The organism is Streptomyces sp. NPDC044061 (assembly GCF_056434305.1).
Genome location: NZ_JBWKFL010000005.1, coordinates 174,626 through 188,069 on the forward strand (window position 1 = coordinate 174,626; position 13,444 = coordinate 188,069).

The 13,444-nt window shown below is 72.6% G+C and carries 9 protein-coding genes; 4 read left to right on the forward strand and 5 right to left on the reverse strand.

The features are described from left to right. The first annotated feature begins 365 nt into the window (after window positions 1-365). Complete coding sequence (locus tag AC07CM_RS10185; RefSeq protein WP_478875894.1) at window positions 366-1,517, forward strand: DUF3103 family protein; 1,152 nt, start codon at window positions 366-368, stop codon at window positions 1,515-1,517. A 45-nt stretch (window positions 1,518-1,562) separates the two neighbouring features. On the opposite strand, the gene AC07CM_RS10190 is transcribed toward AC07CM_RS10185, so the two are convergent. Both AC07CM_RS10190 and AC07CM_RS10195 read right to left on the reverse strand, forming a co-directional pair. Further along, window positions 1,563-2,675: an aminotransferase class V-fold PLP-dependent enzyme gene (locus AC07CM_RS10190; RefSeq protein ID WP_478875895.1), complete on the reverse strand. Its 1,113-nt coding sequence runs from the start codon at window positions 2,673-2,675 to the stop codon at window positions 1,563-1,565. 292 nt (window positions 2,676-2,967) lie between these two features. After that, a complete protein-coding gene (locus AC07CM_RS10195) occupies window positions 2,968-4,680 on the reverse strand; it encodes an MFS transporter (protein ID WP_478875896.1) in 1,713 nt (570 codons plus the stop codon). 244 nt (window positions 4,681-4,924) lie between these two features. Between AC07CM_RS10195 and AC07CM_RS10200 the strand changes: the two genes are divergently transcribed. Next, window positions 4,925-5,755 carry a TetR/AcrR family transcriptional regulator gene (locus AC07CM_RS10200; protein WP_478875897.1) on the forward strand — a complete coding sequence of 277 codons (831 nt, stop codon included), beginning with the start codon at window positions 4,925-4,927 and terminating at the stop codon, window positions 5,753-5,755. Window positions 5,756-5,801: 46 nt separating this feature from the next. On the opposite strand, the gene AC07CM_RS10205 is transcribed toward AC07CM_RS10200, so the two are convergent. After that, a complete protein-coding gene (locus AC07CM_RS10205; protein WP_478875898.1) occupies window positions 5,802-6,695 on the reverse strand; it encodes a dioxygenase family protein in 894 nt (297 codons plus the stop codon). 581 nt (window positions 6,696-7,276) lie between these two features. Here AC07CM_RS10205 and AC07CM_RS10210 point away from each other — a divergent pair. Next, window positions 7,277-9,373, forward strand: coding sequence for a SpoIIE family protein phosphatase (locus AC07CM_RS10210; RefSeq protein ID WP_478875899.1), 2,097 nt, complete (start codon window positions 7,277-7,279; stop codon window positions 9,371-9,373). Between the two features lie 457 nt (window positions 9,374-9,830). Further along, on the forward strand, window positions 9,831-11,105 hold the full coding sequence (locus AC07CM_RS10215; protein WP_478875900.1) for an ArgE/DapE family deacylase: 1,275 nt from the start codon (window positions 9,831-9,833) through the stop codon (window positions 11,103-11,105). 23 nt (window positions 11,106-11,128) lie between these two features. Here the strand turns inward: AC07CM_RS10215 and AC07CM_RS10220 are convergent, their stop codons facing one another. Then, entirely contained in the window at window positions 11,129-12,253 is a 1,125-nt protein-coding gene (locus AC07CM_RS10220) for a DUF2235 domain-containing protein (protein WP_478875901.1), read from the reverse strand. A 13-nt stretch (window positions 12,254-12,266) separates the two neighbouring features. After that, window positions 12,267-13,148 (reverse strand): DUF6424 family protein, encoded by an 882-nt coding sequence (locus AC07CM_RS10225; RefSeq protein ID WP_478875902.1) that lies wholly within the window; start codon window positions 13,146-13,148, stop codon window positions 12,267-12,269. Between the last annotated feature and the right edge of the window lie 296 nt (window positions 13,149-13,444).

Below are 13,444 nucleotides of genomic sequence, written 5' to 3' on the forward strand. Positions count from 1 at the left end.
AAAAAACAGGTGGCGGGGGTTAAGATTTGTGCTCTTCCGGTCTGAACCGGCCGTCGGGGCGCGCGGGGGGGGGGCGGACGCGGCGCCCCCCCCCCACCACCAGGACCGGCACCGAGTGGAGGCGCTGCTCGATCTCATCCGCACGTATATGGAGGACTACGGGGACCGGTGACCGTTGGCACGGCCGCCGAGTCGAGGTGGTCGCCGACCAACCCGCTTGCCGGGTAGGGGAGTTGACGGGCCCTTCGGTGACTGCTTCACTGCAGCAGTGGCTGATCCACTGAACCACTGGGATCTGCCTCAACTGCTGTCATGGACCTGACAATCACTAAAAGGCGCGGCCCCCCAACCAACCCCGAAGGAGCATGGTGAGCAGAGCATTGAAGCGTCGCGGCGCCCTGATCGGCGTCGGCATGATGCTGTGCGTCCTCGCGGGCACTGCCCAGCCGGCGATCGCCTCGACGGCGGCGTCCGCGAGCGGCCGGGCCACCGCACCCCGGCCTTCCCCGGTTCACGAGGCCGAGCAGGGGATCGCGCGATCACTGGCCTCCTCACTCCGCAGTCCACAGTGGAGGGAGCAGGTGCGCGCGGCCGCGCTCGGCGCGCGCGAGGTCGATCTGCAGGAACTGGCCGCCAGGGCCGGCGATCCGGTGGGGAGACACCTCGACACGTCGGTCGCCGCGGCGAACCGACGCATCGTGGGTCTGAAAGGGCTGCCCGCCTCCACCGGATCGTTGCTGCGCATACGTCTGGGTGCGCCCGCGATGCGCCCGCGTCCGGGTGCCGACGTCACCCCGTGGGTCGCCGTCGCGGCAGCCGACGACCACGCCAAGGCCCTCACGGCGTACGACAGTCGGGGCCGTGCTCATGCCGTGGACACCTCCCGGGTGCCCGAGCGTCCCCTCTACATCCTGGACGTCGACGTCTCCAAGGCCCATCGGGCCGGACTGGCCGTGCTGCACGAGGCACTCGCCGCCAAGGGCCTCGACTCGTCCGGGGCCAAGTCGGCGAACACCCCCGACGCGGGGGGCTGGTGGGCCACCAAGGTCACGGCCGTCGAGGTGAAGGACGACGAGGAGCCGTGGTTCAAGGGCGCAGCCGAGATGTTCTCCCTGGTGACCGGTTTCGGGCCGGACGGAAAGGCGCGAGTCGACTCGGTCGACATGCCGTACCTGGGCTACGACAACACCGTCTACTACCCGAACCAGATCCTGGTCAACTGGTCGAACTACAAGTACAACCTCGCCGACGTCGTCATGATGGAGGACGACGACGGCACCAACTACAAGGCACTGGCCCAGGCGCTCACCACCGCCCTGCTCACCGTCACCGACCAGGGGACCTACATCCCCCTGGTGAACGCGGTCCTGAGCGCGATGCCCGACTCCTGGTTCACCGACGACCCCGACTACGTGGAGTCCTGGTACACCCTCTCCAGGAACTCCACGGGCCGGCTCAACGGTGCTTCGGGCAACGGCTGGATGACTGTCGAACCGTACTTCGTCGAACAGTTCTGACGTCGTACGCGCGGGGTGTCCCGCCCGTTCGCGGGCCGGGCGCGCTCAGTCCCGCAGCGACGACAGTGCCGCCGCGACCCGTTCGGACGCCTCCGGCGGGGTCGAGGCGTGCGGGGAGAGCCTGAGCGAGTCGGTGCGCACCGTCGGGGTGACACCCTCGGCGTGCAGAGACTTGGCGACGAGGGACGGGTCGTGGTCCGGCATCGTGAAGGACAGGATGCCCGCGCGCCGCGCCGGGTCGGCGGGGGAGAGGACGCGGCCGCCGTACCTCTCGACGACCTCGGTGAGTTCGGTGACCCGTGCGGCGATCGAGGCCTCGATCGCCGCGACGGTGTGCCGCTCGACGAGGTCCAGCGCGGCCGCGAACGCGGCGGCCGTCACCGGGCTGAGGTTGGTGATCGACCACCGGCGCGCGTCCGGGGCGGGCGGGTGCTCCGTTCCGTCGAAGAGGCCGACGTCCTCGACGCCAGTCCAGCCGGTGAGGACCGGTTCGAGGGTTTCCAGCGCACGGTCGGACAGCGTCGCGAAGCCGGTGGCCCATCCCGCGCGCAGCCACTTCTGACCGCCGGCGACCACCACGTCGGCCGCGTCCCAGGGCATGCGGGCCACGCCGAACGCCTGGATGGCGTCCACGATCAGCAGCCGGTCCGGTCCGATCGCCTCGCGCAGTGCCGCCAGGTCGGCACGGAAGCCGGTACGGAAGTCCACGGCGCTGACCGACACGGCGACCACGTCGTCGGTGAGCGCGGCGCGGACCAGGTCGGGGGTGATCCCGTCGCCCGGAGCCGGGTCGAGCCAGCGCGGCCTGACCCGGCCCAGGTCCGCGGTGCGGCGCCACGGGTAGTGGTTCGCGGGGAAGTCGGTGCGCGGCGTGAGGACCACACCCTCCCGGATGCCGAGGGCGGCGTGGAACAGGCCGGTCGACGCGTTGGGCAGCAGCACGGTGTGCTGGGCGTCGGTGCCCGCGAGGCGGGCGGCCGTGTCCCGGGCGACCCCTTCCGCGCCCATCAGGCCGTCCACGGTGGTGTGGTCGGCGCGGGCGGACTCCTCCAGGGCTCGCGCGGTGGCGGCCACGGCGTCCCGCGACGGCGGACCGAACCGTGCGAAGTCGAGGTACCCGGCGGGCGTGTCGAAGTGGGCGGCGTACGGCGTGAGCACGGGGCTCGTCCTTTCGGGACGGTGCGGGTCGGGCGGTGTGGCGGTGGTGCGCCGGGTGAGGAGTGCCGCGCGTTCGCCGGACCGGCTGGCCTCCGTCGCTCACCGCTGCGTACGCGTCCTCGCCCGCTCGCACGGTACGCGTCCCGCGCCGGGCGGACCGTCCCGGGGTGCCGGCCGGGCCGGCATGACGCCCGTCGGTCGCCGGCCGTCGGGTGCCCGGTGCCGGCGCGGACAGCACGACGGGGCACCCCTCCTCGGGGCGCCCCGCCGTCCGGCCGGCCGATGGCGGCGCTCAGTGCCCGGCCGACTCCTCGGGGCGCGCGTGGCGCGGCAGGAGGAACGCGAGCAGGAAGGTCAGGGCGAGCAGGCCGTCGACGATCCACAGCACCGTCTGCATGACGGAGCCGAAGCCGCTCCGGAAGGCCGAGGACGCGGTGGCCTCCAGCGCGGCGGGTATCCGGGTGCCGGCCTCGGACGAGGTCATGGCGGACCGGGTGTCCTTCTCCAGGCGCGCGCAGGACGCCGGGGTCGCGGCGGGATCCTTGGCGACGGCGCGGTCCGAGGCGCACGTACGCAGGTCCGTCACGACGCGCTGCTGAGCGGCGGGCGCGACGTGTGCGGCGGCCAACTGTCGCCGCAGGCCGTCCGAGTGGTGGTCGACGGCGGTGGCGATCCCGCCGCCCAGCAGACCGAAGAACACGGTGCCGAGGACGGCCACGCCGAAGGCGCCGCCGAGCTGCTGTACCGCGGTCATGGTGCCGGACGCCGATCCCGTCTCGTGCTGCTCGACGCTGGCGAGCACGATGTCGAAGAACGGTGCCATGAGCAGGCCCATCCCGATGCCGGTGACGAGCAGCGACGGCACGAGCTGCCAGGGGCCGACGCCGCCGCCCACCATGTCGAGGGTGAGCCACACGCCGAACACGCCGAGCGCCATGACCAGTGCGCCCGCCTGCAGTACGGTCCGGCCGAACCGCGCGACACCCTGGGCGATCCCGAAGCCGACGATCATGCCGCCCGACCAGGGCACCATCACCAGTCCCGCCTTGAGCGGCGAGTAGCCGAGGCCGATCTGGGTGTAGAGGTTGAAGACCAGCATGAAGCCCTGCATCGTCGAGAAGAAGACCAGCCCGAGGGTCATGCCGCCGCTGAAGCCGCGCTTGCGGAAGAGGCTGGGCACGACCAGCGGGTCCCGGCCGGCCTTGCTGCGGCGCGACTCGTACCTGCCGAAGCCGACGAAGACGACCAGCGACGCGGCCATCATCGCGAACGTCCACGCGGGCCAGTCGTACTCACGGCCCTGGACCAGCGGGAAGATGATGAGCAGCGCGGCCAGCGAGACGAGGAGCATGCCGGGGATGTCGAGGCGCGGCTTGCTCTCGGACCGGGTCCTCGGCAGATAGCGCAGGGCACCGAGGAAGGCCGCGGCACCCAGCGGCAGGTTGATCAGGAAGATCATCCGCCATCCGGTGCCGAAGTAGTCGGCGTCCACGAGCCAGCCCGCCAGGATCGGCCCGCACACCGCGGACAGCCCCATGACCGGGCCGAACATGCCGAAAGCCTTCTGCGACTCCTTCGGCGGGAACATCTCCTTGATCATGCCGAGGCCCTGAGGCAGCATCACCGCGCCGAACAGTCCCTGTACGACGCGTGCGGCGATCAGCATCTCCGGGGACGCGGACAGCGCGCACAGCAGCGAGCCCACGGTGAACCCGGCGGCGCCGACCAGGAACATCCGGCGGCGCCCGTGGATGTCCCCGAGCCGTCCTCCGGTGACGAGCCCGACGGCCATCGAGAGGGTGTACGCGGCGGCGAGCCACTGCAGGGTGGAGGCACCGCCGCCGAGGTCGGCCCGCATGGAGGGGCCGGCGATGTTCGTGACGACGGCGTCGAGGAGATCCATCACCTCGGCCGCGAGGATCACGAAGAGCGCAGCCCAGCGCCACCGGTAGGGCGCTGGCGAATCGGTGGACGTCTCGGCGGACGCGACACCGGTGGTGGACATCGGAACTCCTCGCGAGAGGACCGCGCCGACGACCTGCGGGCGCGGTGGGATGGATGGACTCGGAGAACGCTGTTCACCTTAGCAGAACACTGCTCACCGAGAGAACGGCGTTCATTAAGATATAGCGCAATCGCGATGGCGAGACAAGATATATCGCGTTTGCCGACGTGGTTGCCTGCGCGCCTGCTCGTGAACGCCGCTCGGCGAAGGAGAACACTGTTCTCCCGACGCCTAGACTGTCCTCATGACCGACGCGGCCGCTGGCACCCCCGCATCCCCTCCGCCGTCCCCCTGGGAGCGCGAACGCCCCGCTCGCGCCCGCGTCGCCCCCGCGCGCACGCCCCTGTCGCGGGCGCGGGTCGTCGAGGCCGCCTTCACCGTGCTGGACCGTCAAGGGCTCGACGGGCTGTCGATGCGGCAGGTGGCGGCCGAACTCGGGGTCGCGGTCTCCGCCCTCTACGCCCACGTCAGCTCCAAGGACGACCTCCTGGAGCTGATGTACACCCGGCTCCTGGACGGTTTCGAGATGCCCGAACCCGATCCGGAGCGGTGGCGGGAGCAGGTGCGGGACTACGCCCGGTCCGGACGGCAACGCCTGCTGTCCCACCGGGACATGGCCAGGATCTCCATGGCCCACGTCCCCTTCACGGCCGAACTGCTGCCGCACGTCGAGTCGTTGCTCGCCGTCTTCCGCACCGCCGGGCTGCCCGACCGCATCGCGGCGGAAGCCGGTGACCTCATCTCCACCTACATCGACGGGTTCGTCCTCGAAGAGGGCATGTGGCAGGACCGGGCCGCCCAGCACGGCGGTGGCAGTTCCTCGCTGGCCCGTCCCGACTGGCGCGAGATGGCCGACGAGATGCAGAACTACTTCGCGTCGCTGCCCGCGGAGGACTTCCCCCATCTGCGCGCCCTGGCCGGGCTGATGGTGACGGGCTCCTCCGACGAGCGGTTCGACATCGGCCTGGAGATCATCCTGCGCGGCCTGGCGAGCTACTTGCCGGACCCGGCGGCAGCCGCGCCCGCGGACGCCGACCGGGCTCCGGACGCCGACCGGGCCCCGGACACCACCTGATCCGCGACGGCCGACCGCCCGGCTCCGCCGAGCGCGACGACAGGCCTCACTGCCGTCGGAGCACGATGTCGAACCGCACGCGACTCCAGCTCCGACCCGAGAGGTCGCGCCCGTCGGGAGTGGGGTCGCCCGCGGGCTGCCGCTCGAATCGCCGGACGAGGGATGCCTTGACGCCGAACACGGCGTCGGAGTCGAGCAGCTCGTCGCCCTCGGCGAAGACGTGGGTGACGAGGGTGCGCAGGCCGGGGGCGGTGACCATGAAGTGCAGGTGGGCGGCGCGCAGGGGCGAGCGTCCGGTCCTGTCGAGCAGTGCCCCCACGGGCCCGTCGTGCGGGATCGGGTACGGGGTGGGTGTCAGACCCCAGAACGCGTAGCCGCCCTTGTCGTCGGCGTACAGGTGGGCCCGGCCGGCCAGGTGTCCGTCGCCGTACTGCACGTCGTAGAGGCCGTCCTCGTCGGCCTCCCAGACTTCGAGGCGCGCGCCGGGGACCGGGTCGCCGTCGGTGTCCGTGACGGTGCCTTCGACCCAGCAGGGTTCTCCCGGCGCGCCCGCGGCCAGGTCGCCGCAGAGAGGGATCCGCGGGGATCCTTCCACGAAGAACGGGCCGATGACCGTTGCCTCGGTCGCGCCCGCGCCCGCCTCGTGACGGACGTCGATGGTCTGCGTGGAGGCGCCGAGGACGTCGGACAGCAGCACGAACTCCTGGCGGCGGTCGGTGGTGATGTGACCGGCCGCGGTGAGGAAGTCGATCGCCCGCTGCCATTCGGCCTCGGTCAGCCGGACCTCGCGGATGAACCCGTGCAGGTGCCGGACCATCGCTCGCATCAGCTCCTTGAGCCGGGGGTCCGGCGTGTCCTCGAACGAGGCGAGCACCGTGCGGAGCAGCTCGTCCTCCACCTGACGCTGCCGGTCCGGAACGGCTGGAGGGATGACGGTCATGCTGAGGCTCCTCCCGAGGGTGGCACGGTTCCAGGAGTGTCTTCCCGCCGACGGACGGCGGACGCCACCCGGCGAGCCGGGCCGGAGCGGATACGGTGGCGACTGGGGCGCGTCCGACGCCGCGCCGCGTCCCGCGCGGCATCACGGCGGAACCAGCCTGACCCCGGGGCGCCGGGTCCGTACCGACAGTGAGCGGATGGGGCCCAGGTGTGCCGGCGGACTCGTTCCCGGCGACCTCGGTCGGCGATGGTCGAGCGCTCACGGGATCACCATCAGCCGGGGCGCACCGCCGACCGTGTGTCAGCGATGCCGTACGGCACCGACCACCGGCGGCGGGAAGGGGTAGGCGTGAAGTGACGACCTGCCCAGCGATGCGAGGAAGCCATGAATCTCGACCCGGTCATCCGGCGAGCGGCGATCGACTGCGGACGCGGCGCCTGCCCGGCGCGTCCCCCTGGCCGCCGAAGGTCCCGTGCCGCATCGTGGATGGGGGCTGCTGACCTGCAGGAAGGCCGTTTCACCTGACCTGCGCGGTGAGGCGGGTACGCCCGCGAGGTCGGCAGGTGGAAGGAGCGAGAGGGATGAGGCGAACGGAGCGGCGCCCGGAGCAGGCGGTTCGTCCGGAAAGCGGCGCGGCGGACCCGAGTGGTCTGATGGATCTGCTGGGCGTCGCCGCGGTGCTGCTGGAGGCCGACGGCCGGATCGACATGTGGAGCCCGCAGGCCGAGGAGCTGTTCGGGTATGCCCGCAGCGAGGCGGTCGGGCAGTACGCGGCGGCGCTGCTCCTGCACCCCGAACACCAGGATGCCGCGATCACACTGTTCGCCGAGGTGATGGAGACCGGCCGGGGCTGGGCCGGGGCGTTCCCCGTCCGGCACAAGGACGGCAGCACCCGGATGGTCGAGTTCCGCAACATGCGGTTGACGGACAACCTCGGCGACCACTACGCACTCGGGCTGGCCACCGACCGCGTCACCCTGCGGCAGGTGGAGCGCAAGGTGGCCCTGTCCAGCCGGCTGGTCGCCCAGGCGCCGATCGGGCTGGCCGTGCTGGACACCGACCTGCGGTACCTGGCGATCAACCCGGCTCTGGCCTCGATGCACGGCCTCCCCGAGGCCGAGCACGTCGGCCGGAGCTTCCGCGAGATCCTGCCCGGCGCGCCGTTCCTGGGCGCGGAGGTCGTGATGCGGCAGGTCCTGGCGACCGGTGCCCCGGTGGTGGACCAGCAGGTGGTGGGCCGTACCGCCGCCGACCCCGGGGAGGACCACGCCTGGGCCGCGTCGTTCTACCGGCTGGAGGACTCCAACGGCCGAGTACTGGGCATCGCCAACGTGGTGGTCGACGTCACCGATCGGTACCGGGCGGCGAAGAAGGCCGACCAGGCCCAGCAGCGCCTGCGCCTGATCGCCAACGGCTCGGCCCGGATCGGCACCACCCTGGAGGTGGAGCGGACCGCGCGGGAACTGGCCGACGTCGTCGTGCCCGACCTGGCCGACATGGTCGCGGTGGACCTCCTGGACTCCGTCCTGCAGGAGGGCCGCACCGACGTCGGCGAGGGCCCGGCGCTCTTCCGCGCGCTGGCGGTGAAGACCGCCTACCCCACCGACGCCGCGCAGGCGATGGTTCCGCCCGGCCACCTCACCACCTACCACGCCGACCATCCGGCGGCCTCCTGCATCCGCACCCGCCGCCCCCAGCTGATCACCCATGTGGAGGGCGGCGACCTCACCCGTATCGCCGCCGATCCCCAGGCCGCCCGCCTGCTCGCCCGGGCCGGAGTGCACACCGACATGGCGGTCCCGCTCATCGCGCGGGGGGAGGTCATCGGAGTGATGGACCTGGCCCGCGCCCGCAACCCCCTGCCGTTCGACGAGGACGATCTCACCCTCGCCTGCGAACTCGCCTCGTCCGCCGCGCTGAGCATGGACAACGCCGTCCTGCACCAGCACATCCGCAGCGCCGCCGAGACCCTCCAGCGCAGCCTGCTCCCGCAACTCCCGCCCCTCCACCCCGGCCTGGAGGTCGCCGCCCGGTACCGGCCCGCGCAGGCCTTCAGCGAGGTCGGCGGCGACTGGTACGACGTCATCCCGCTCGACCGCGACCGCACCGCCCTCGCGGTGGGCGATGTCATGGGCAGCGGCATCCCGGCCGCCACCGCCATGGGCCGCCTGCGCACCGCCACCTCGACGCTCGCCGACCTGGACCTCGACCCGGCCCGGATCCTCACCCACCTCGACAAGATCACCCACGGTCTGGATCCCTACATCGCGACCTGCGTCTACGCGGTCTACGACCCGCACCACTGCCGCCTGGAGCTGGCCTCCGCCGGTCATCTGCCCCCGGTGCTGGTGCGGGCCGGCAAGGGACCCGAACTCCTCGACCTGCCCACCGGTACTCCGCTGGGCGTCGGCGGGGTGCCCTTCGAGACCACCGTCCTCGACCTGGAGCCGGGCGACCACCTCGTCCTCTACACCGACGGGCTGGTGGAGACCCGTCTCGATCCCATCGACGAACGGCTGGCGGACCTCGTGCGTCTGCTGTCACCGCCGTACCGGTCCGCGGAGGACACCTGTGACCGGCTCCTGCGGCAGCTCCGGGATCCGGCCGGCCATGACGACGTCGCCCTTCTCATCGCCCGCGCGCAGCCACTGACGACCGCCCGCGAAGCCGGGCCGTGAGGCCCGGCCCGGATGTGATCGCCACCGTCACAGCCGTCAGAGCCGTCAGAACTATCAGAGCCGTCAGAGCGTGAGGCCCGCGCCGGGCGGGAGAACCGGGGTCCACCGTGTCGTCGGGGACGTCGGGGACGTCGGCCCGGGCGCGGCCACGGCCCGCATGGACCAGGGGAGTTCGAACGGCGGGCGCCCCGCCGTCCTGGCCCGGCCGAACACCAGGTTCGAGCGGTGCGGCAACGCCCCTGTTCGACGCGCTTGTCGAGGCCGGAGCCCGCTTCCTCCCGGTCGGCGCCGGTCGGCTGTCGCACGGTTCCGGCCTGCCCGCGGTCGAGGGGGAGGCGGTCGCGGCGACACCGCTCCGCCCGGGGCGAGGTCGCGCACGTCACGGCGATTGATGGCGCGGGGTGCGTGAACATAGCATCCGGCTCATCCGCCGTGCCGCGACGACAGGAGTGGCCCCGTGCCCGCAACGCTCAGTCCGGAGGAGTCCGCCGCCCTGGAGGCGATCGACGAGGCCGCCATCGCCCGGACGCTCCTGGAGTTGCTCGCCGTCCCGAGCGTGACCGGGAGCAGCGCCGAGTCCGACATCCAGCACCATGTCGCGCGACGGCTGGACCGTCTCGGACTCGACGTCGACCTGTGGCAGGCGGATCTGCCCGCGCTGCGCGCCCATCCCGAGTTCCCGGGAACCGAGGCACCCCGCGACGAGGCTTGGGGTCTGGTGGCGACCACTCCGGGCGGCGGCGACGGCCCCACCATGATTCTGCAGGGCCACGTCGACGTCGTTCCCCCCGGCGATCCGCGGCAGTGGAACGGTGACCCCTTCACTCCACGAGTGGAGGGAGACGTCGTCCGCGGCCGCGGCGCCTGCGACATGAAGGCCGGACTGGCCGCCAACCTCGCCGCGCTGACGGCGATCCGGGCGAGCGGCGCCAGACTGCGAGGACGGGTGGCCGCGCACTTCGTGGTCGGTGAGGAGGACGGCGGCCTCGGAGCCTTCGCGACCCTCCGGCGCGGGCACACCGGTGACGCGTGTGTCATCACCGAGCCGACCGGCGGCACCCTCGTGACGGCCAACGCCGGTGCCCTGACCTTCCGCATCGAGGTACCGGGACGGGCCACCCACGCCAGCACACGTGACGCGGGAGTCAGCGCCATCGACGCCTACCTGCCCGTCCACCGGGCGCTGGCCCGGCTGGAGGCCCGGCGCAACGCGGACGCCGACCCGCTGCTGGCGGAGTACGCCGTCCCCTACGCCCTGTCCGTCGGCACGCTCCGCTCGGGCGACTGGGCGAGCAGCGTGCCCGACAGCCTCGTCGCCGAGGGCCGGCTGGGTGTCCGCCTCGGCGAGGAACCGGCCGAGGCGGTCGCCGACTTCGAGGCCTGTGTGGCCGAGGCCTGTGCCGGCGATCCCTGGCTGCGCGACCACCCGGCACGCGTCACCTGGCCCGGCGGCCGTTTCGCGAGCGGTCGCCTGCCCGCGGGCCACCCGCTCGCCGCGCTGGTCCGGGACGCCCACGGCGACGTGTCCGGCGGACCACGGCCTCGTGAGCGGGGAGCACCGTACGGCAGCGACCTCAGGCTGTACGCGGCGGCCGGGATACCCACGCTGCAGTTCGGCCCCGGGGACGTGCGGCTGGCCCACGGCCCCCGCGAGCAGGTGTCCGTCCCGGAGATCGTCGCCGTGGCCCGTACCCTCGTCCTCGCCGTGCTGCGCACGGTCGGCACCAGGTAGCGCGGCCCGCACGCTCGCCGACCTCAACCACCTGGCGGTGGAACCGGCTTGGTCCAGTCGGGGTCGGCCCAGCGCGCCGGCTCCCGCCGATCGGGCAGCTCCGGGCGGTATCCGGGATCCCGCTCCCGTCGCAGCCTGACACTGGCGTGCAGTACGGCGTCGACGGGCAGGGGACGGGAGCGCCGGCCCGCGAGGTTCCACAGCGGGCCGTTGTGGTGGACCGGAGCGCCGGCGAAGTCCTCGGTGACCGCGCAGGCCGTGCCGTAGGCCCGGGGCCGGAACACCAGGTCCCGGGTGACGCCGTCGGTGATCCACTTCAGCGGGATCGTGGAGAGCAGCGGTTCGTCCTCGGCATGCGCGAAGGTGCCGCCGACATCGGAGTGCACTCCCGCGAACCACACCTCCTCCGCGGTGCCCTGACGCGGCGCCGGGCGGCGCGTCACCAGGAACTCGCGGTAGGGCAGGCGCGTTTCGTCGAGCGACACGGCATGCCGGACGCGGGCCGCGTTCGGCAACTGGTGGGTGTACGGCCAGTGCAGATCGCCCACCCGCAGCAGCCCGGCCGCCTTCACGGTGTCCCAGACACCGAGGTAGGCCACCGGCAGGGCGTGGTGCGAGACCTGCCGCGGACCGTTCTGCTTCACCTCCGCCCACAGCGGTTCGTCCTCCGTGCGCCGGCAGAACGCGTGCGAGAACCGCGCGACTTCCTGCTCGCTGCGGTCGATGTCCTGGTTGAAGGCGTACTTCGACACGGCGTACGGCACCAGGTTCTCCGAGCCCGGCCGCATGAGGCCGGGCTTGTTGAGCATCCCGACGAGCGCCCGCGCGGTGTAGGCGCCACGGCTGAAGCCGAACACGTACACCGAGTCGCCCGGTTGCCAGCACCGCATGAGGTACGTGTACGCCTCGGCGAGATTGGTCCGCAGCCCACTGCCGAACGCGAGGCCGCACAGACGGGACAGCGGGCGGCCGACCGGTCCGTGGCTGGTGGCCGAGGACATCGTCCCGACACCGGGGTCGTAGTAGACGAGCTGGCGTGCCGGATCGTCCGCGTCCAGCATCTCCATCAACCTGACCACGTTGGTGGGGTGGTTGGCGCCCACCTGATTGCCCGTCCCGTCGAGGCAGACGACGATCGTGCGCGGCATCCCCGTCCCCCTCCTACCCGGAGGCACGGCGGCCGTCCGGTGCCGCGCCGGCGGACGGCGGGCCGGCGGCGGTGTGCCGTCCGGGGGCGATCTGCCGGGCGAAGGCCTGCATGGCGACCGTGCTGTTCGCCGGCAGCACCGCCATCAGCCCGCGGTCCTGCGCCTCCGCGATGGTCGGGGCGGCGGCGCTGCCCTCCGGGACGAAGGCCAGGCGGACGTGCCCGTCGCCGGAGCCGCGGCGGTCCACCGGGGTGACGGCGCCGTGCGTGCCGTCGGGAAGGGTCACCCACAGCTCGAAGTCGTCGTACCGGACGAAGTCCGCGCCCTTCACCGGCCAGGGATAGTGGTGTTCGCCGGGCACCTTGGGGAGGATCCCCTGGTGGTTTCCGCGGCTCAGCGGCACACACGCGTTGAACAGGGAGTCGGTCCAGGCCTCGACCCCGTCGGCGTCCCTGATCGGCGTGCGCAGCAGGTCCTCGGCGCGCTCGTACCCCAGTTCGGCCAGGGCGGGCACGGTGAGCGGGAAGGCGTCCACCAACTCGGCGGCCTCCTGCCGGAGCCGGTCGACCTTCGCGGGGTCGGCGCAGAACTGCATGCTCCACTCGATGCCGACCCGGGCGCGGTACATCAGCCAGCGGTCGGGTCCCTTGACCCACAGGCTGCCGCCGTGGTGCATCTCCCAGTGCTCGGAACCGTTGGGTCCCGGCCCCGGGTCGACGGGTCTTGGCCCGTAGGGCAGATCGGAGTCGTCCATCTTGCGGAGGATCTCCTGTGCCGTCCGCTTGGCAGCCTTGAACTGCGCGGATTCGAACCGTTTCGGATGCTTGACCAGGCGGATCTTCCACGGATGGTTCTCCGATTCGATGCCGCCGGGCTGCGGTTCGGGGTGCGCCATGGCAGACCTCCTCGGCCCGGCCCCACGGTGCGGCCACCGGCTCACGCGGCGAGGCCCCCCTCGCGCCGGTGTCACCGCGCGGGGCACAGTCCCCTGTCTCCATCGTGCGCCTCGAACCGGCCGGCCGCGAGCCGAGCGGAGACACCGTCAGATCGCGGCCGGGGGGGGGGGGGGGGGGGGGGGGGGGGGGGGGGGGGGGGGGGGCGGGGGGGGGGGGGGGGGGGGGGGGGGGGGGGGGGGGGGGGGGGGGGGGGGGGGGGGGGGGGGGGGGGGGGGGGGGAGAGGGGAGGGAGGGA